Annotated in this window: 21 protein-coding genes and 1 pseudogene; 15 read left to right on the top strand and 7 right to left on the bottom strand. The window is 43.7% G+C overall.

Features of this window, described 5'->3' with window-relative positions:
* Both L5L77_RS21695 and tpx read left to right on the top strand, forming a co-directional pair.
* Nucleotides 1–196 (top strand): annotated as a pseudogene (locus L5L77_RS21695) (IS4 family transposase); the annotation flags it as partial.
* A 115-nt stretch (nt 197–311) separates the two neighbouring features.
* Complete coding sequence (gene tpx, locus L5L77_RS21690) at nt 312–905, top strand: thiol peroxidase (protein ID WP_263186821.1); 594 nt, start codon at nt 312–314, stop codon at nt 903–905.
* Nucleotides 906–980: 75 nt separating this feature from the next.
* Here the strand turns inward: tpx and L5L77_RS21685 are convergent, their stop codons facing one another.
* The gene (locus tag L5L77_RS21685) at nt 981–1,622 is read right to left on the bottom strand and encodes a trimeric intracellular cation channel family protein (protein ID WP_028761275.1); all 642 of its coding nucleotides are present in this window, start codon (nt 1,620–1,622) and stop codon (nt 981–983) included.
* A gap of 359 nt (nt 1,623–1,981) precedes the next feature.
* Nucleotides 1,982–2,542, bottom strand: a complete 561-nt coding sequence (locus L5L77_RS21680) for a DUF4136 domain-containing protein (protein ID WP_028761276.1) — start codon at nt 2,540–2,542, stop codon at nt 1,982–1,984.
* Between the two features lie 179 nt (nt 2,543–2,721).
* Here L5L77_RS21680 and L5L77_RS21675 point away from each other — a divergent pair, with 179 nt between their 5' ends.
* From L5L77_RS21675 to ruvX, 4 genes are all read left to right on the top strand, one after another.
* Nucleotides 2,722–3,039: a hypothetical protein gene (locus L5L77_RS21675; RefSeq protein ID WP_105253083.1), complete on the top strand. Its 318-nt coding sequence runs from the start codon at nt 2,722–2,724 to the stop codon at nt 3,037–3,039.
* A 177-nt stretch (nt 3,040–3,216) separates the two neighbouring features.
* Nucleotides 3,217–3,546 (top strand): stress response translation initiation inhibitor YciH, encoded by a 330-nt coding sequence (gene yciH / locus L5L77_RS21670; protein WP_263223408.1) that lies wholly within the window; start codon nt 3,217–3,219, stop codon nt 3,544–3,546.
* Between the two features lie 66 nt (nt 3,547–3,612).
* Nucleotides 3,613–4,176: a YqgE/AlgH family protein gene (locus L5L77_RS21665; protein WP_263223407.1), complete on the top strand. Its 564-nt coding sequence runs from the start codon at nt 3,613–3,615 to the stop codon at nt 4,174–4,176.
* Between the two features lie 29 nt (nt 4,177–4,205).
* Nucleotides 4,206–4,631, top strand: coding sequence for a Holliday junction resolvase RuvX (ruvX, locus tag L5L77_RS21660; protein ID WP_006082513.1), 426 nt, complete (start codon nt 4,206–4,208; stop codon nt 4,629–4,631).
* 87 nt (nt 4,632–4,718) lie between these two features.
* On the opposite strand, the gene hemH is transcribed toward ruvX, so the two are convergent.
* From hemH to L5L77_RS21640, 4 genes are all read right to left on the bottom strand, one after another.
* Nucleotides 4,719–5,732 carry a ferrochelatase gene (gene hemH, locus L5L77_RS21655; protein WP_263142371.1) on the bottom strand — a complete coding sequence of 338 codons (1,014 nt, stop codon included), beginning with the start codon at nt 5,730–5,732 and terminating at the stop codon, nt 4,719–4,721.
* 32 nt (nt 5,733–5,764) lie between these two features.
* Nucleotides 5,765–6,304, bottom strand: a complete 540-nt coding sequence (locus L5L77_RS21650) for a glutathione peroxidase (RefSeq protein WP_263142372.1) — start codon at nt 6,302–6,304, stop codon at nt 5,765–5,767.
* Between the two features lie 186 nt (nt 6,305–6,490).
* Nucleotides 6,491–7,603, bottom strand: a complete 1,113-nt coding sequence (locus tag L5L77_RS21645) for a PilT/PilU family type 4a pilus ATPase (protein ID WP_028761282.1) — start codon at nt 7,601–7,603, stop codon at nt 6,491–6,493.
* Between the two features lie 9 nt (nt 7,604–7,612).
* Nucleotides 7,613–8,650: a type IV pilus twitching motility protein PilT gene (locus L5L77_RS21640; RefSeq protein ID WP_006082517.1), complete on the bottom strand. Its 1,038-nt coding sequence runs from the start codon at nt 8,648–8,650 to the stop codon at nt 7,613–7,615.
* A gap of 35 nt (nt 8,651–8,685) precedes the next feature.
* On the opposite strand from L5L77_RS21640, the gene L5L77_RS21635 reads away from it, so the two are divergent.
* The 8 genes from L5L77_RS21635 to L5L77_RS21600 all read left to right on the top strand — a co-directional run bounded on the left by L5L77_RS21635 (nt 8,686) and on the right by L5L77_RS21600 (nt 15,798).
* Entirely contained in the window at nt 8,686–9,384 is a 699-nt protein-coding gene (locus L5L77_RS21635) for a YggS family pyridoxal phosphate-dependent enzyme (RefSeq protein ID WP_263223406.1), read from the top strand.
* A gap of 216 nt (nt 9,385–9,600) precedes the next feature.
* A complete protein-coding gene (gene proC, locus L5L77_RS21630; protein WP_263223405.1) occupies nt 9,601–10,419 on the top strand; it encodes a pyrroline-5-carboxylate reductase in 819 nt (272 codons plus the stop codon).
* Nucleotides 10,420–10,465: 46 nt separating this feature from the next.
* The gene (locus L5L77_RS21625; protein WP_105251874.1) at nt 10,466–11,014 is read left to right on the top strand and encodes a YggT family protein; all 549 of its coding nucleotides are present in this window, start codon (nt 10,466–10,468) and stop codon (nt 11,012–11,014) included.
* Nucleotides 11,014–11,319, top strand: a complete 306-nt coding sequence (gene yggU / locus L5L77_RS21620) for a DUF167 family protein YggU (protein WP_028761286.1) — start codon at nt 11,014–11,016, stop codon at nt 11,317–11,319. The genes L5L77_RS21625 and yggU overlap by 1 nt, the downstream gene beginning before the upstream one ends.
* Before the next feature lie 135 nt (nt 11,320–11,454).
* Nucleotides 11,455–11,889 (top strand): DUF4426 domain-containing protein, encoded by a 435-nt coding sequence (locus L5L77_RS21615; RefSeq protein WP_263223404.1) that lies wholly within the window; start codon nt 11,455–11,457, stop codon nt 11,887–11,889.
* A 122-nt stretch (nt 11,890–12,011) separates the two neighbouring features.
* Nucleotides 12,012–12,629, top strand: coding sequence for an RdgB/HAM1 family non-canonical purine NTP pyrophosphatase (rdgB, locus tag L5L77_RS21610; protein ID WP_263223403.1), 618 nt, complete (start codon nt 12,012–12,014; stop codon nt 12,627–12,629).
* Nucleotides 12,629–13,795, top strand: coding sequence for a radical SAM family heme chaperone HemW (gene hemW / locus L5L77_RS21605; RefSeq protein ID WP_263209628.1), 1,167 nt, complete (start codon nt 12,629–12,631; stop codon nt 13,793–13,795). The genes rdgB and hemW overlap by 1 nt, the downstream gene beginning before the upstream one ends.
* 152 nt (nt 13,796–13,947) lie before the next feature.
* A complete protein-coding gene (locus tag L5L77_RS21600; RefSeq protein WP_263223402.1) occupies nt 13,948–15,798 on the top strand; it encodes a DUF885 domain-containing protein in 1,851 nt (616 codons plus the stop codon).
* A 672-nt stretch (nt 15,799–16,470) separates the two neighbouring features.
* Here the strand turns inward: L5L77_RS21600 and L5L77_RS21595 are convergent.
* Nucleotides 16,471–17,412 carry a LysR family transcriptional regulator gene (locus tag L5L77_RS21595; protein ID WP_006082526.1) on the bottom strand — a complete coding sequence of 314 codons (942 nt, stop codon included), beginning with the start codon at nt 17,410–17,412 and terminating at the stop codon, nt 16,471–16,473.
* A gap of 369 nt (nt 17,413–17,781) precedes the next feature.
* On the opposite strand from L5L77_RS21595, the gene L5L77_RS21590 reads away from it, so the two are divergent.
* Nucleotides 17,782–17,993, top strand: a 212-nt coding sequence (locus L5L77_RS21590; protein ID WP_263223401.1) for a transposase, incomplete at its 3' end; no start/stop codon positions are given.

The following is a 17,993-nucleotide window of genomic DNA, read 5'->3' as shown; positions in this document are numbered from 1 at the left end:
GAGTTATATCATCTTCAAGTTGACACAACTGTCATCACAAACACCGGGGAATGTCCCGAGAGACGTATTGGATATAGAACGAAATGCACGGCAATTTAAGCTGGATGGTAAACGGGAAAGGGCATATCCACGAGTTCTTAAAATGAGCAAAAACAAGTTCCCGGTTAGACCAAAGAAAAATGCCGTTCACTCTTAAGTGAACGGCATTACGGTAATTACCGACCTTTTTTTATGGTTCTACGCATCATTTTAGCGTACCTTAATGGACAGATATTAGCGAAGGCACAGATATTCATGTGTGAGGAAATCCAATGCGAAAATATGTTTCATTTTTAGCCGCAAGCTGTATTTATAGCCTAGTTCTGATGAGTCCCAATACACTCGCCAGTGAGAAAACACAGGTTTTAATGGGTGAAAAAACAGTCACCTTAGAAGGGAAAAGACCAAAATTGTCGCAAATGGCGCCGGGGTTTAAAGTCGTTGATGAGCATTTCACGCCAGTGATGCTAAGTGATTTTAAGGGTAAAACGGTACTGATAAGTGCCGTGCCAAGCCTAGATACAGGTGTTTGCGCGCTGCAGACGAAGCGCTTCAACAGCGAAGTTGGCCACTTTTCCGATGACGTCATCATGCTAACGATCAGTACCGATTTACCCTTCGCACAGAAGCGTTTCTGTAAAGTGGAAAACGTAGATAAAATCAAAGTGCTATCAGATAGCGTGTGGCGTGATTTTGGTGAAAAGTATGGTTTGTTAATTCAAGATTACGGCTTGCTGGCTAGAGCCATTTTCATCATAGATGCAGAAGGTAAGCTCCAATACCAAGAGTTAGTACCAAACATCACAGAGCATCCTAACTATGATGCTGCCCTTGAAGCCTTGAAAACCCTTCAAGCCCAGCAGTAATTCACAGCTAAACACAGGGCAGCCTTAGCTGCCCTTTTGTTTAACGGTTCTATTTCTACGATTTGGTTTTACGATTTAATGTGTATGCTGATCGCCACTGGATTGGTAGTCAAAGGTCGGCATAGACCAATGATATCGCAGCGCCAACATCCGTAAGCTAAAACCAACGCTTAAACAAATAACCAGATTAATCCATTCCGTTAACTGATAGGCTTTTAAGACGATATACAAGCCTGCCGTCAGTAGTGAAATCACCGCATAGAGTTCTTTCTTAAAAATCAAAGGCACTTGGTTACACAGAATATCGCGGATAACGCCACCAAAGACACCTGTGACCAATCCCATGACTACGGCAATTGTTGGGCTAAATCCCAGCATTAACGTCTTTTGTGCGCCCACGATGGAGAATACGGCTAAGCCTAAGGCATCAATAGCCAAAAATAACTTAGACAGATAACGCATCACAGGGGCGATAGCGACAGTGAGCAAAGAAGCGAATGCAATCGCAATAAGGTAATGCACATGCTCAACCCAAATTAAGGGGTAATTTCCGAGCATCATATCCCTTAGTGTACCGCCACCAATTGCCGTTGCGCAGCCAATGATCACCACACCAAACAAATCCATCTGCTTGCGGCCAGCCGCCAGAGCGCCCGTCATCGCCTCGGCAATAATCCCAATCAGCCAAAGTAATCCAATAATCTGCGTCTCATGCATCTTTGCTACTACCAACAACTCAAAGAATTGATTCTGCCTGATAACCTCTCAGTTCTATAATGATTTTATTTTGAATTCATCATTAGAAAAATTAATTCATCATCTTATTAATAATCTGATGCAGACTCCTATTACTTTATTAAGTTATAGGATAAATATTATACAAAATAGCTAGTTATAAAAATGTTACCTTCACATTGTCATCTATGAAAATAGAATTTTTAATAAGTATTAATAACGTAAATCCAATCAGATGATAAATAACTGCAGATCATCTAATACCGTAGACAAATGCATAAAAATCAACCACAAAAAAGCGGCCCTTAGGCCGCTTAATGTTCATTCAAACTGAATCAGAACTACTTAGTGTCAGGCTTAGGTGGATAATTTGCCATTACACTGCCCACTGCTTGATTGATGATCTGTACTCTTTCTTCTGGGGTATTTTTGTCGCGAATGGTATCGGCAACAGAACCACGCCAGATCAGTTTAGTGGTTTTATTATCAACCAAATCAATAATCAGGGTGCCAACTTCATATTCTCTTACTGTGGTTTGGGTCTGCATATTGCCGCCCCAACCCCATCCTGGACCATAGTATGGGTTGTAGCCAAAATTACTATTGAAGGTATCAACATTAATCTTCTTATCAACTTTGGTCAGATAATTAACAAGTACATCAGCATCTTTTGCATCAACTAATGTCATCCCCTTACTCGCTAACTGGCTATTCACCGCTTCTCTGACCCGTTGGTCCATCAAGCCATCTAGATGATATCCAGCAGAATCCGTTTTCTGAGCAACCCAAGCATAGGTTTTATATTGGGTAAAATTGGCGCTAGGATCAAAATCCCAACCTGACTTCATCGAACTACAGGCACTGAGTGCCAACACAGCTAATGCTACAAAAATATTTTTCATCTTAATTTCCTCAGATGTTCGACCCGAACAAAGACAAGTATCAGAGATATGAATTTAGCTTACAGAGCAATAGCCTAATCTACAACTCAATTGATTAAAAAGCGGCATCTCATTCAGCTTGACTTCAGCAAAACCAAAGATGATAATGATTATCAATTGAGATTTAGAGGGGTGTTGAAATGTACTGGTTTATTAGCGCGTTTATGGTTGCATCTGCCATTTTTTTCCTTGCACCAGAAAAAATTTCTCTCGAGGCCAATAACGCCAAAATTAAACGTCATTTGCCTACCAGTTTACTGATATTACCCCTCCTAGTGCTTGGCTGGTTGGTTATTGATACCATTGCTAATGGTACTAACTATGCGACAGTCGCCGCATTTGGTTTTGTTACAACAGCCTGCTTAATTGCGTTACCTAAGTTACATAAATTTATTATGCCCAGTGCATTACTCACCGCTGTGGCGCTGATAGCCATGGTATTCATGCGAATGAATTAATCCCGAGCTTTAAGCTTACTTTTCAAAAATATGCTTACTTCCCTGCAAAGAGTTAGCATTTTGTATTGGCCACTTAAGGAGAATCCTCAAGTGGTCTTTTTTTACCTCCCAGAACCTCTGCAAATTTGATAAACTGAGTCGGTATAAGTCACCTTCTAATATCAATGAATGAAACCGATGAAAGCAGATCCTAATGTATCCTTAGTGTACAGTACCGACAAAGGCCGTATAAATGCAGAGCCCGTCACTAAAGCGATTCCTGAATCCGATGGCATAGTCAGGATCCATAGAGACAGTAAAGGCCGCAAAGGTAAAGGCGTTTCGATTATCTCTGGGTTAGGTCTCGATGAAGCAGCGTTAAAAGCAATGGCACAAACCCTTAAGAAACAATGTGGTTGTGGTGGTACGGTTAAAGATTTCACTATTGAAGTCCAAACGGACAACCGCGAGCAATTAAAGATATTACTTGAGAAACAAAACTACAAAGTTAAATTAGCTGGCGGTTAATCTCGCCCGACTTAGCAATATAGCAGCAAGCTAGATCAACTTAGCCACATCAAACGGAGTAGTTTAATGGAGAGTTTGCAGAACCATTTCTTAATTGCTATGCCCTCACTACACGGTACGTTTTTTGAACGCTCAGTCATTTATATCTGTGAACATGATGCCAAAGGCGCCATGGGGCTGGTGATCAATAAACCGCTCGGTATCGAAGTTAATTCGCTATTAGAACAAATGGATTTGCTGGCAGAGCAAGTCTCCGCGGATTTAGTGCTCAATACCAATGTCATGATGGGCGGCCCCGTCTCCCAAGATCGCGGCTTTGTGCTGCATACCTCTCAGCCCTATTGGGCCAATAGCACAGATCTGGGTTGTGGTTTAATGCTAACCACTTCCAGTGATGTGTTAACCGCGATTGGAAGCAACAGATCGCCCGAGAAGTTCCTCGTCGCCTTAGGTTATGCAGGGTGGAGTAAAGATCAGCTCGAACAAGAGCTTGCCGATAATTCTTGGCTCACAATTCCAGCAACGAATGCGCTCTTGTTTGACATTAAACACGAAGACCGTTGGCCACAGGCCAGTCGTGCTCTCGGATTTGATGCTTGGCAAGTTTCAGCTCAAGCGGGTCACGCTTAAGTCTATTTATTAATATAAGTCAGCACACTATGAATTCGAAAACCGTATTAGGCTTTGATTTTGGCACTAAGAGCATTGGTGTGGCTATAGGCCAAGAAATCACCGCTAGCGCCACGCCATTGTTGTCAATTAAAGCCGTCGATGGGATCCCAAATTGGGATCAGATAGGCGACTTAATCAAGGAGTGGCAACCCGACTTAGTCGTCGTTGGCCTGCCCTTAAACATGGATGGCACAGAGCAAGATATGACCCACAGGGCGCGTAAATTTGCTAATCGCATCAATGCTAAGTTCAAAGTCAAAATAGCCACTCAAGATGAGCGATTAACTACCACTGATGCTAAGGCCAGATTATTCGAATTGGGCGGGTTTAAGGCACTGACCAAAGGTCAAGTCGATGCGGTGTCTGCCGTCCTTATCATCGAAAGCTACTTCGAAAATAACTTCAGCAAGTAATGCCACAATAAATAAAACTACAATAAAAAGAAAAGGATAAGTTGCCTTATCCTTTTAGTTTGATATTTAACCCGATAAATTACCAGATCAAAAATGTGGCTTCACTAAGTTTGCCATCATAGTAATGTGCGCATCATCATCATTTAATGCAGCAATGTAGCGGAACTTCTCACCACCCGCCTCGGCAAAGAGATGACCATTTTCCCCAACAATTTCTTCCAGCGTTTCTAAACAATCGGCGCTAAAAGCTGGGCAGACGATAGCAATATCACGCACGCCTTGTTGCGGCAACGCTTTCAAAGTCGCATCGGTATAAGGTTGTAGCCATTTGGCTTTACCGAAACGCGATTGAAATGTCATCACAAACTCATCTTTACCTAACCCAAGCTTCTCGGTAACCAGTCGAGTCGTTTTCATGCAGAAGCAGTAATACGGATCGCCTAAATGCAAATTACGTTCAGGCATACCATGGTATGACAACACCAATTTTTGCGGTTTACCATGGGCTTCAAAATCAGCCGAGATCGAATTGGCTAAAGCATTAATAAAGTCAGCATTGTCATGATAAGTATTAATAAAATGCAGTGCTGGAATATAGCGCCACTTGGACAACTCAGCCGCAATCGCATCAAATGCAGAACCTGTGGTTGGCGCCGCATATTGGGGATACAGAGGTAACACCACGATTTTATCTATGCCATTTTGATGCATATTCTGCAAGGTGCTAGCAACCGACGGATTACCGTAACGCATGGCTAAATGGACAGAGACATCATAGTTATCGGCTTTAAGCTTATCCGCTAACTTTGCCGTTTGACGCAAACTAATGTCCATTAACGGTGAACCTGCCGCAGTCCATACCTTTTGGTATAATGCTGCCGATTTTGCTGGCCGTACCCGCAAAATAATCCCGTGTAAAATCAACATCCACACTAACTTAGGGATCTCGACGACTCGGGGATCTGCTAAAAACTCTGCAAGATAACGTCTAACAGCAGATGCTGTGGGTTCATCTGGAGTACCTAAATTCAACAACAACACGCCTACTTTGCCGCGCTGCCCGTGTCCAACTTCTTTGGATAAGCCTGAAAATTTAGCCAAAACAGCCTCTTAATTAATAAATATTCGTAAGATTAAAGTACAGATTCTATCGCGTGCTTAAGCTCTTCACTATCTGGCTTCACTTTAGAATTGAACTGTTGCACAACCGCACCATCACCGCTGACGACATACTTATAAAAATTCCACTTAGGCGCACCAGTTTTTTCAGCTAAGTATTTGAAGACACTATTAGCGTCACTACCACGTACTGGCGATGTTGACAGCATAGTAAAGGTGACACCGTAATTGATGTAACACACCTTAGCCGTATCTTTCTCATCATTTTCTTCTTGGAAAAAATCATCCGATGGGAAACCAATGACCACTAAGCCTTTATCTTTGTAGTTTTCATGCAATGTTTCGAGCGCTTTAAACTGCGGGGTGTAACCACAGTTACTGGCCGTGTTAACAATCAACACTGGTTTTCCCTGAGTCAATTCACACAGATTAACCGTCTCTTCAGAATGTAATTTTCGTACTTCAAGGTTCAGATACTCGGGACAAGTGGCCGCCATAGCGCCAACACTCGTCAAGCTCGCTGTCATAGCGAATATCATAGGTAATTTTTTCATTGCTTTCTCCTTTACCAGTACATTACGTAAACGCACTAGGTAAAGATCATATTGAATTAAAAAATAAAAGCTATGGATAATGGCAACATAGCGATAAAGTAGAACCGATTGAGCTGAACGAAAATCTAATACACAAACAAAAAGCAGCCCATAAAGAGCTGCCTAACCCAGAACCTGACTATCACGCTAGTCCATGTCTAAGGTGACACCTTCCATAAAACCTGAGCCCGTGGATTCTTTATTCTGCAATTTAATCATCAAACGTAAATCGTTTGGTGAATCAGCATGGTGCAGCGCATCGGCGTAACTAATCTCGCCATCGACATAAAGTTTCAGCAAGGCCTGATCGAACGTCTGCATGCCCTGCTCGTTGGATTTTGCCATGGTTTCTTTGAGCAAATGCAGCTCGTTCTTCGCAATTAAACTCGCCACCCTTGGGGTGTTAATCAATACTTCAATCGCGGCGCGACGCCCTGTGCCATCGACTTTCGGTATCAATTGCTGCGCCACAATACCGCGTAAATTCAATGATAAATCGAACAATAACTGTTGATGCTTACTCTCAGGCACGAGATGCATAATCCGGTCTAACGCTTGGTTGGCGTTGTTGGCATGCAAGGTTGCCATACAAAGGTGACCCGTTTCTGCAAATGACAGCGCAAACTCCATCGTCTCTTGGGTACGAATTTCACCAATCAAGATCACATCGGGAGCTTGGCGAAGGGAGCTTTTTAGCGCCGCATCAAAAGACTCAGTATCTATACCCACTTCTCGCTGAGTGATTATGCTTTTTCTGTGGTCATGAACGAATTCAACCGGATCTTCAATAGTCAAAATATGCCCACGAGCATGACCATTGCGATAACCCACCAAGGCCGCCAAAGACGTTGACTTACCCGTTCCCGTTCCGCCTACCATAATGATGAGGCCACGTTTACTCATCACCAGATCTTTTAGAATTGGCGGCAATTTTAAATCATCGACATCCGGGATTTTAGTCTCGATACGGCGCATCACACAGCCAGGCGATTCACGCTGCCAAAAAGCGCTCACCCGAAAACGACCTAAATCCTTTGCCGCAAAAGCGAAGTTACACTCACGAGTGGAATGAAACTCTTGCTTCTGCGCCTCTGTCATTAACGACTCAACAAAATCCAGTGATTGTGCTGGTGTAAACGCACTTTCTGCCAAGGGACGCAATTCACCGTCAATCTTGGCACTCGGCGGAAAACCCGCTGTGATGAACAAGTCGGAGGCTTTGCGTTCCACTATCACTTTTAAAAACGGACGAACATCCATCATAAATCCTTAAAATGTCGCTTGTTTATTCGAACTTTTCGCCATTGCATCTTCACGAGTGATAAGACCGCGATTGACTAAGTTCTGTAAACATTGCTCTAAGGTCTGCATTCCATGGGCCATACCTGTTTGAATTGCCGAATACATCTGCGCCACTTTGTCTTCACGAATTAAGTTGCGGATAGCGGGCGTGCCCATCATGATTTCATGGGCGGCGACACGGCCTCCTCCCACCTTTTTAATCAGGGTTTGCGAAATAACCGCTTGCAGCGATTCAGACAACATAGTGCGCACCATGTCTTTTTCACCAGCAGGGAATACGTCGACCACACGGTCAATCGTTTTCGCGGCAGAAGTAGTATGCAAGGTACCAAACACTAAGTGGCCTGTTTCAGCGGCGGTCATCGCCAAACGAATGGTCTCAAGGTCACGCATCTCACCGACTAAAATTACGTCTGGGTCTTCACGCAGTGCGCTTCTAAGCGCCGCATTAAAGCTGTGGGTATGGCGGTGAACTTCACGTTGGTTAATCAAACATTGCTTATTTTGGTGAACAAATTCGATAGGATCTTCAATGGTTAAGATATGATCATGTCGATTTTCATTCACGTAATCCACCATAGCGGCAAGTGTGGTACTCTTACCCGACCCAGTAGGTCCAGTCACTAGGACTAATCCCCGAGGGAAACTGGCAATTTTTTTAAAAATTTCCGGCGCACCTAATTGCTCAAGTGACAAAATGTCACTTGGAATGGTACGAAACACAGCCGCTGCACCACGGGATTGATTGAATGCGTTAACACGAAAGCGTGCAAGATTAGGGACTTCGAACGAGAAATCTATTTCTAAATGTTCTTCGTAGTCCTTACGCTGCTTATCATTCATTATGTCGTACACTAAACTGTGTACACCTTGATGATCGAGCGCGGGCAGGTTAATTTTTCTCACTTCACCGTCAACACGGATCATGGGAGATATCCCTGCAGAAAGGTGTAGATCCGAGGCTTTGTGTTTTACACTAAATGCCAATAACTCAGTGATTTCCATCGTTTGGGATATCCTTGCAACTAGATAATTACATCATGACAACAATAGCAGACAGACTCGCAATCGCACAGCGCAGGATCACACAAGCAGCGCAAAAATGTGCCCGCCACCCCAGCAGTATTCGCTTACTTGCCGTCAGCAAGACTAAACCTATTGAAGACATTATAGCAGCCTACCAAGCGGGTCAGCGTTGCTTTGGCGAAAACTATGTCCAAGAAGGCGCTGAAAAAATTACTGCGCTCAAGGGGGATTTCCCGGACATAGAATGGCATTTTATCGGCCCACTCCAATCCAATAAAACCAGCATAGTCGCCCAGCATTTCGATTGGATGCATACCCTCTCACGCGACAAAATTGCCCTACGTCTCAATGAGCAACGTCCGGCCGAATTGGCGCCATTAAACGTCTGTATTCAAATTAATATCAGTGCTGAAGACACAAAATCTGGCATAGATGCGGCTCAAATGCTGCCACTGGCTGAACTGATAACTCAGCTACCTAACTTAGCACTGAGGGGCCTAATGGCAATTCCAACGGCAACCGCGGATACAGAGTTACAGCTTAAAGAGTTTTCCATGTTAAACAATCTATTTCAAGAACTTAAATCGCATTATCCCGCAGTAGATACGCTTTCAATGGGGATGAGTAATGACCTAGATACAGCGATTAGCTGCGGTTCAACTATGGTGCGTATTGGCAGTGCCATTTTTGGTGAGCGCAATTACGCTGCGTAAAATCCACGTTAGGCATTTAGTTAGAGGTCAGTTTAACCTTGTTTTTAGCACTTTATGCCCAAATACTGTATTTAAGAACACCGAACATTAACGATTTAAGAGCAATTAGCGAGAGTCGATAATCAGGCTCAGTCATTCAAATGACTAACCGTTTTATCATCTTAATTTAAGGTGAAGATGTTACAACTTAACGGTTAACACACTGAAGAGAATCAAATGGATCAACAGAAAATCTGCTTTATCGGTGCCGGCAATATGACGCGCAGCATCATCAGTGGCTTAGTCAATAGCGGCTATCCAGCTCAACTCATCCAAGCGACTAATCCCAGCCAAGGTAAACTCGATGCACTAAAAGACGATTTTGGGATTTTGGTTTCTCAGGATAATTTAGCCGCGGCGCAAGCTGCCGATGTCATAGTACTTTCGGTAAAACCACAATTGATGCAACAAGTTTGTGAAGCATTACAGACAGTCGAGCTGTCGAATAAGTTAGTCATCACTATCGCTGCGGGCATTAAAGCAAAGCGATATACCGACTATCTGGCACAAGACATCAAGCTTATCCGCGCCATGCCAAATACGCCGATGCAAATTAATGTTGGTATGACTGGCCTCTATGCGCCTCAAAGCATTACTACCGAGCAGAAAGCCATTTGCGATCGTTTGATGTTAAGCGGCGGCGAAATAGTGTGGGTAAATGAAGAGTCAGATTTAGATCAAGTGATTGCACTATCGGGCAGTTCACCGGCTTATTTCTTTTTGCTAATGGAGTCTATGATAGATGCAGGCAAAGAAATGGGAATGGATGAAACAAAAGCCAGAAGTTTAGTGCAGCAAGCTGCGCTTGGCGCTGCTATGATGGCAAAGCAAAACCCACAACTGACCTTAGGTAATTTAAGGGAGAATGTTACTTCAAAGGGCGGCACCACCGCACAGGCGCTGGCGACATTTGAAGCTGCGGATATGCGCGGCTTAGTAAAAAAAGCCATGGAAAACTGTATTAATCGTGCGGAAGAAATGGCTAAAACATTTTGATCCACTAACACGTTTTTATATCGAACTTTAATAGGTAGAAATCTCGATGAATGCATTTACCTTTTTAATCACCACTCTATTCGATCTCTATTTGATGGTGGTGATTTTGCGGATTTGGTTACAACTGGCAAGGGCTGATTTTTACAATCCTTTTAGCCAATTTATTGTTAAAGCAACTCATCCGCTCATCGCACCAATGCGCCGTATTTTGCCTTCCTTAGGGCGATTTGATACCGCATCTTTCGTCCTCGCATTATTGGTTGTGATAGCCAAGCTGCTACTAATTAGTCTCATTGCGGGCGGTGGTATAGACATACTGTTATTTTTGCTGTTTGCCGTTGTATCTGTGGTCAAAAAAGCAGGGGTACTGCTGTTTTGGATGCTATTAATACGCGCAATCTTAAGCTGGTTTAACCAAGGCTATAATCCAATTGTAATGATCATGGGTCAGTTAACTGAACCCGTATTAGCACCAATACGTCGTATCATACCGCCAATTGGTGGTTTAGATTTATCCGTAATGCTGGTCATTATTGGTATGAATTTCCTCAATATGTTACTTGCTCAATATATCCCTTATTGGGCAGTGATCTAATGAGTGCAGTGACTTTGCAGCAGGGTGACCTGCTGCTCAATCTCTATATTCAGCCTAAGGCAAGCCGAGATCAAATTGTAGGGCTGCACGGTGATGAGCTAAAAGTAGCCATCACTGCTCCGCCTATTGATGGCAAGGCCAATGCCCATTTAAGCAAGTACTTAGCAAAAGCTTTTAAAGTGCCAAAGAGCGACATTCACATAATAAAAGGTGAACTTGGCCGACATAAACAAATCCGCATTATTGACCCTAAGATCATCCCAAGTGTCATTACTGAACTGATGGGGCAAGATAGTGAAAAGTAATTCAGTTGAAAGATCAATCAGTTAAAGAATCGTACAACTGAAAACGAATTAATCCTTTGAATGCTATTAATTTATTGAAAAAAATAGTCACAGCGGCCCTATAATCCAACATTCCCTAATATGAGGTATCCCATCATGTTCCGTAATCTTCTCGCTGTATTAGCCCTCACGGCCAGCCTTTGCGGTGTTGCAAATGCCGAGCAAAAAGAAACTGTCGGCAATTTTGATATTCATTACATGGCACTTGGCAGTACATTTTTAACGCCTAGCATAGCCAAATCCTATGGTATTAAGCGCAGTAGCTACACTGGCATCATCAATATTGCCGTATTAGATATTAGCGAAGCGAATAAGCCCGCAGTGCCCGTTGAAATTACTGGAGTTGCTAATAATTTGTTAGATGCGCGAATCAATCTAACGTTTAAAGAGATCCGCGAAGGTGATGCGATTTATTACATTGCCGAAGTGCCCTACCGCGATGATCAGGAAATCAACTTCAATGTCGCAATTAAATATGGCAATCAACTGAACACGAACTTACAGTTCAAGCAAAAATTCTACGTTGAATAAACCTATTTTATACCTTTGTTGGCGTTGCTTTCCTGTTGCGCCAACCCCTTTCCCTGTCCTTTACTATTGAGCTTGGGTATCATAGTGCCAACGCACGTCGTCCCATTTATGATAGGTATTCCATGCAACAAATCGTCCTCGCCAGCGGTAATAAAGGCAAACTCGCCGAATTCGATCAAATGCTCGCAAGCTACGGTGTCACTGTACTGCCGCAGAGCCAGTTTAATGTCAGCGAAGTAGCAGAAACGGGTACCACTTTTGTAGAGAATGCCATTATCAAAGCAAGGCATGCCGCCGAAATCACCGGACTTACGGCCATTGCCGATGATTCGGGTTTAGAAGTGGATTTACTCCAAGGCGCTCCAGGCATTTATTCAGCACGTTACGCGGGCGAAAATGCCAAAGATCAAGACAACGTATTGAAACTACTTGAGACATTAAAAGACCAGCCTGCACCTCGCAGTGCGCGATTCCAATGCGTACTGGTGTATATGCGCCACGCGAAAGATCCAACCCCAATTATTTGCCAAGCCGCATGGGAAGGCCAAATCGACTTTAGCCAACGCGGCGCTAATGGCCATGGTTACGATCCGATTTTTATCCCTGAAAATTATCAATGTAGCGCGGCGGAGCTGGGCAGCAACGAGAAAAATGCCTTAAGCCATCGTGGTAAAGCCCTAGTGCAACTCATCGCCGCCATGCAAGCCCAAGGCGTGTTAACTGGCGGGAATGCACAATAATGTCGTCAACTGCCGTGACTACTGCAATGAAGCTCGAACTGCCACCACTCAGTCTGTATATCCATATTCCCTGGTGCGTACAAAAGTGTCCCTATTGTGACTTTAATTCCCATGGCCAAAATGGCGAACTGCCACAAGAGGCTTATGTTGATGCGCTATTGGAAGACTTACGCCAAGATTTACATCTCGTCCAAGGGCGGCAAATCCATACCATCTTTATCGGTGGCGGCACGCCATCCTTATTCGATGCTTTGCAAATCAAACGCATACTCGATGGTGCCAATGCGCTAATTCCCTTTAGTGACAATATCGAAATCACCATGGAAGCTAACCCTGGCACTTTAGAACACGATGACTTTAGTGCCTATCGTGCAGCGGGCGTCACTCGTTTATCTATCGGGGTGCAAAGCTTTTCTAAGGATAAACTCAACTTACTCGGACGTATTCACGATCAAAACGAGGCACAAGTCGCCGCTCAAAAAGCCAGCCAAGCGGGATACTTGAGTTTTAACCTCGATTTAATGCATGGATTACCCAACCAAAGTTTTGCTGAAGCTATGGCCGATATCGACACGGCAGCGGCGCTTAACCCGCCACACCTATCTTGGTATCAGTTAACGATTGAGCCCAACACCCTATTCCACTCAAAACCGCCGCAGCTGCCCGATGACGAAGCGCTCTGGCATATCTATGAGCAAGGTCAACAAAAGCTGGCCGCATTAGGGTATGAGCAATACGAAATATCTGCCTACGCAAAACCTGGTTACCAATGTAGGCACAATCTCAACTACTGGCAGTTTGGTGATTATCTAGGCATAGGCTGTGGCGCACACGGCAAAGTGACGCTGCCAAAAGAAAACCGCATCATACGCACGGTAAAAATTAAACATCCCAAGGGATATCTGAGTGCCAGCAACTACACCTTCGAATCGATTGAAGTTGCAGAGGAAGACCGCGCGCTCGAATATTTAATGAATCGCCTGCGTCTGATGACACCTATCCCTAAGCAAGAATTTGAACTGCGTACCGGACAACACAGAGACACATTGACCGAAGGAATGGAAAAAGCCAAACAACGCGGTTTACTCACAGAATCCGCTGAACATTGGCAATTAACCAGTAAAGGTCATATGTTTGTTAATGATTTACTGACACAATTCTGCTGAGTTATTCGCTAAAATATCTATATAAATAATGTGTTAGTTACAAATAGTGTCGTTTAATACTATTACTGCTAACACATTTTCTAACACTAATATCCATACATTCTTGTTCCGCTTCTTTAGTATTAATGCAAATCAATCTAGGAAGCCTGATCATGCCAATAAAAACTAAAATCAGCTTAGTCGCACTGACCCTTTCAGCTATACTGACCATTCCCGCGTATGCAGCATCAACTGCGCCAGCCTTAAACAGTGCAAGCGAACCTGTGAATGCAGTAGCGCAAACCGAGTCAGAAAAAGCCAATGCTCTGTTCGAAACCATCTTCATGGAAAATATTATGGCGAGCCCCATTTCGCAGACCTATATGGGGATCAAGCAAGACTATGATAAATGGGATGAACTGGGTGATGCCGCAGATGATAAAACCCTAGATCGCACAAAAAAACAACTGGAGCGGGTCAATCAGATTGATGCGGCCAAACTCGATCCACAAACTCATCTTAGCCTCACGTTACTGCAGCAAAATCTGCAAAATGATATCGAAGATGACCAATGGCGCTATCATAATTACCCTGTGAATCAGATGTATGGCGGCCACTCTATGATCGCCTCCTTCTTGATTAACCAACATCAAATCACAGATGTCAGCGATGCTAAGGCCTATATCAGTCGCTTGAATAGCGTGCCCAAACGCTTAAGTCAATTGCAGACAGTATTAGCCGTTCGCGCAGATAAAGGCATTATCGCGCCTAAGTTTGTATTCGCTTATGTGATTTCAGACAGCCAAAACATTATCAAAGGTGCGCCTTTTGATAAGGGCGACGATAGTGCGCTACTCGCAGATTTTCGCCGTAAAGTGAACGCATTAGCGATTAAAGAGACAGAGAAGCAAGCACTGCTTCAACAAGCTGAGCAAGCACTCGTTACTCAAGTCGAACCCGCCTATAACAAGCTAATCAGTTACGTCAAAACCTTAGCAGCCAAAGCTGATGACCGCGATGGTGCGTGGAAACTCCCTAACGGCCCCGCCTATTACAATAATGCCTTGGCACGAACGACCACGACAAACATGAGCGCCGATCAAATCCATGACTTAGGTCTTTCTGAGGTGGAACGTATTCACAATGACATGCGTGCCATCATGAAGAAGGTCAATTTTAAAGGCGATTTGCAGCAATTCTTTAGCTTTATGCGTGATGATCCCCAGTTCTACTACCCCAATACCGCCGAAGGCAAAGCCGCCTATTTAGCTGAGGCGACTAAGTTCATAGACAATATGAAGTCGCGCTTGGATGAAGTGTTCAAAGTAAAACCTAAGGCCGCCATGGTAGTGAAGCAGGTTGAAGCCTTTAGGGAAAAATCCGCGGGTAAAGCCTTCTATGAACAACCGGCACCGGATGGTTCTCGTCCAGGTAGCTACTATGCAAACCTATATGACATGAAAGCCATGCCAAAATACCAAATGGAGGCGCTGGCCTACCACGAAGGTATTCCGGGTCACCATATGCAGATCGCCATTTCCCAAGAACTGCAAAATATTCCTAAGTTCCGTAAGTTTGGGGGCTATACCGCGTATATTGAGGGCTGGGGTTTATATAGCGAATCTTTCCCAAAAGAAATGGGACTCTACGCCGATCCTTACTCTGACTTTGGTCGTCTAGCAATGGAACTGTGGCGTGCATGTCGCTTAGTCGTTGATACCGGTATTCATGCCAAGAAGTGGACCCGCGAGCAAGGCATTGCCTATTACGTGGATAATACGCCAAATGCTAAATCAGATGCGGTGAAAATGGTTGAACGCCATATCGTTATGCCATCGCAAGCGACAGCTTATAAAGTAGGTATGATTAAACTACTAGAGCTAAGACATAAAGCAGAGCAACAGCTTGGCAGTCAATTTGATATCCGCGACTTCCATACGCTAGTACTTGCTAACGGCGCATTGCCACTGGATGTGTTAGAGCAACAAGTCGATCTCTGGATAGCCAGTAAGAAGCAGGCCTAATGCACTAATGCTTTAATGCCTAAGTGCTTAGCCGTGAAGCACTGTTAACTTGCTTCACGACTAAAGCGACATAAGTGAAAGTCTTAAGCTGCGCCCAATAAAAAAGCCACTCGAAAGTGGCTTTTTTATTGGTACCATTATCCCGTTAGATAACGGAACCCTTCTCACTGTGGGTCACTATATTTGTTGCATTAATATATGCTTTAGCACTCGCCTTCACATCATTTAACACACAGTTGCGACTTTAGGGTACAGGGAGACAAAACTTGTGCTCAAGGCTACAAACCATCAATAAAAAAATTACCTCAACGATAAGGCTGAGGTAAACCAAAAACTAGGATGATGGTTTAAAGAGCCAACATTGTTTTAGTTCTCAAACTTCTGTTGGCTGTGATCCAAAACTGCATTAACGCCGACCTGTATACAAAAATTGAAAGGGGTCATTTCCAATAAACGTATAGGACTCAGGTCATTCCGAATCAACTGTTACCATTGTATTCAATTAAGAACAGAGTTCAAGGATGTTATAAAAAAGTGCTTTAGGAACCCCTAAAAAACCATCAACAAATGTACTTAACAACCGAATCTAACATATTGATTTTAAATGACCAGAAAAGTGTCTGCTCAATTTAAAACCACATAAGACTGCTTTTGAGAACAATGTTTCCTATTTTACTGACGTTTACTGAATAATTCGACATAGGGAGCATCCCAATACGGCGGCGTTCCTATGTGATCTTTGATGAATTCAATAAAAGAACTGACCTTAGGTGCTAAGTGCTTACGACGGGGATAAACCGCCTGCAATGGCAGATGGTGGGTCAATTGCCAATCCTTCAGTAAAGGCACTAATGTCCCTTTGGCAATTTCATCTTCCATCAGATAACTCGCAAGATACACAACGCCAAGACCACTGATTGCAGCAGATTTTAATGCAGGCGCATTATCCACCCTGAAATTACCCGATACGCCAATTTCACAGTAGTCATCACCCTTCTTAAATTGCCACATGCTGTGCTCGTGCCACTCGCCTTGATAGACCAAACAGTTGTGGTCAACTAGCTGCTCAGGTCGAGTTGGCTCGCCATGTTGAGCAATATAGCCAGGCGAAGCAACTAACAGGAATTGGCACTTCATCAGCGGTCTAGCAACCATGCCAAGCGGTAATTGCTCAGACATAGTTAACAGTAAGTCTAAGCCTTCGCTCACGACATCCACTTTATGGTCCAGTAAGCTCACTTGTAGCTCAAGCTCAGGATGTTTTGCCATAAAAGATGGCAACGCAGGAATGATATGCATCACCCCAAAGGATTGGGAAATACCCACCTTGAGCACGCCGCGGGTCGCATCATTTAAGTTATGCACGCTGGCTATCGCTTGTTCAGCGTCACGCAGCAGTTCTTCACCTTGCAGATACAGCAAATGCCCTGCTTCAGTCAGGCTTAAGCTGCGGGTGGTACGTTGAATTAATTGAACACCAAGTCTATGTTCAAGATCGGCGACTTGTGTACTGACCTTAGACTTAGAGATCCCAAGCCTTCTTGCGGCGGCACTAAAACTACCTGCTCTGGCCACATGAGTAAAAATCGCAATAGGTTCTAACAGTTCTAACATGGAAGTCGCCTTAAGCTGTTTACGACAATGATATTAACTTTCGGTGAACAACTATGGTTAGCGTAATCATCGCTTAAAAATAACCATAGCATTGATATCTCGCATCAAAATGATATAACGCAGAGATTTAGACCGAAAAAGTCCACTAAAGTAGGGGGTTATATCTGACTGATATGCCAGCTTTTAATTATATTTTAAGAGTATACCAAATATTCGTCTCTAGACTGTAACATTCCGAACTAAATCGCTGCAAGCCTAGCCTATAAGCCACATCAACTTAGCCATAAGGGTTGTCTGTAGTGGCACACTAATTTTGGCCACCTAAATAGAGGTGATATTATTACCTCGTAGATGACTTTAGGTGAACACATGAGATCGACAACCAGAAAAACATTTAGTGCTGAATTCAAACTTGAAGCTGCCCAATTAGTCCTCGATAAAAACCATAGCATCATCGAAGCTGCAAAGGCGATGAACGTAGGTAAATCCACTATGGATAAATGGGTGAGACAGTTAAAACTAGAACGCCAGGGTGGCACACCGGTGAGACAGTTAAAACTAGAACGCCAGGGTGGCACACC

Source organism: Shewanella sp. SM29, from assembly GCF_025654245.1.
Lineage (GTDB): Bacteria > Pseudomonadota > Gammaproteobacteria > Enterobacterales > Shewanellaceae > Shewanella > Shewanella oncorhynchi.
This window is presented reverse-complemented; position numbering and strand designations above follow the sequence as displayed.

Coding starts and splice junctions, on each gene's coding strand:
- tpx (WP_263186821.1), top strand. CDS start 312: ATGCGAAAATATGTTTCATTTTTAGCCGCAAGCTGTATTTATAGCCTA.
- L5L77_RS21685 (WP_028761275.1), bottom strand. CDS start 1,622: ATGCATGAGACGCAGATTATTGGATTACTTTGGCTGATTGGGATTATT.
- L5L77_RS21680 (WP_028761276.1), bottom strand. CDS start 2,542: ATGAAAAATATTTTTGTAGCATTAGCTGTGTTGGCACTCAGTGCCTGT.
- L5L77_RS21675 (WP_105253083.1), top strand. CDS start 2,722: ATGTACTGGTTTATTAGCGCGTTTATGGTTGCATCTGCCATTTTTTTC.
- yciH (WP_263223408.1), top strand. CDS start 3,217: ATGAAAGCAGATCCTAATGTATCCTTAGTGTACAGTACCGACAAAGGC.
- L5L77_RS21665 (WP_263223407.1), top strand. CDS start 3,613: ATGGAGAGTTTGCAGAACCATTTCTTAATTGCTATGCCCTCACTACAC.
- ruvX (WP_006082513.1), top strand. CDS start 4,206: ATGAATTCGAAAACCGTATTAGGCTTTGATTTTGGCACTAAGAGCATT.
- L5L77_RS21650 (WP_263142372.1), bottom strand. CDS start 6,304: ATGAAAAAATTACCTATGATATTCGCTATGACAGCGAGCTTGACGAGT.
- L5L77_RS21645 (WP_028761282.1), bottom strand. CDS start 7,603: ATGGATGTTCGTCCGTTTTTAAAAGTGATAGTGGAACGCAAAGCCTCC.
- L5L77_RS21640 (WP_006082517.1), bottom strand. CDS start 8,650: ATGGAAATCACTGAGTTATTGGCATTTAGTGTAAAACACAAAGCCTCG.
- L5L77_RS21635 (WP_263223406.1), top strand. CDS start 8,686: ATGACAACAATAGCAGACAGACTCGCAATCGCACAGCGCAGGATCACA.
- proC (WP_263223405.1), top strand. CDS start 9,601: ATGGATCAACAGAAAATCTGCTTTATCGGTGCCGGCAATATGACGCGC.
- L5L77_RS21625 (WP_105251874.1), top strand. CDS start 10,466: ATGAATGCATTTACCTTTTTAATCACCACTCTATTCGATCTCTATTTG.
- yggU (WP_028761286.1), top strand. CDS start 11,014: ATGAGTGCAGTGACTTTGCAGCAGGGTGACCTGCTGCTCAATCTCTAT.
- L5L77_RS21615 (WP_263223404.1), top strand. CDS start 11,455: ATGTTCCGTAATCTTCTCGCTGTATTAGCCCTCACGGCCAGCCTTTGC.
- rdgB (WP_263223403.1), top strand. CDS start 12,012: ATGCAACAAATCGTCCTCGCCAGCGGTAATAAAGGCAAACTCGCCGAA.
- hemW (WP_263209628.1), top strand. CDS start 12,629: ATGTCGTCAACTGCCGTGACTACTGCAATGAAGCTCGAACTGCCACCA.
- L5L77_RS21600 (WP_263223402.1), top strand. CDS start 13,948: ATGCCAATAAAAACTAAAATCAGCTTAGTCGCACTGACCCTTTCAGCT.
- L5L77_RS21595 (WP_006082526.1), bottom strand. CDS start 17,412: ATGTTAGAACTGTTAGAACCTATTGCGATTTTTACTCATGTGGCCAGA.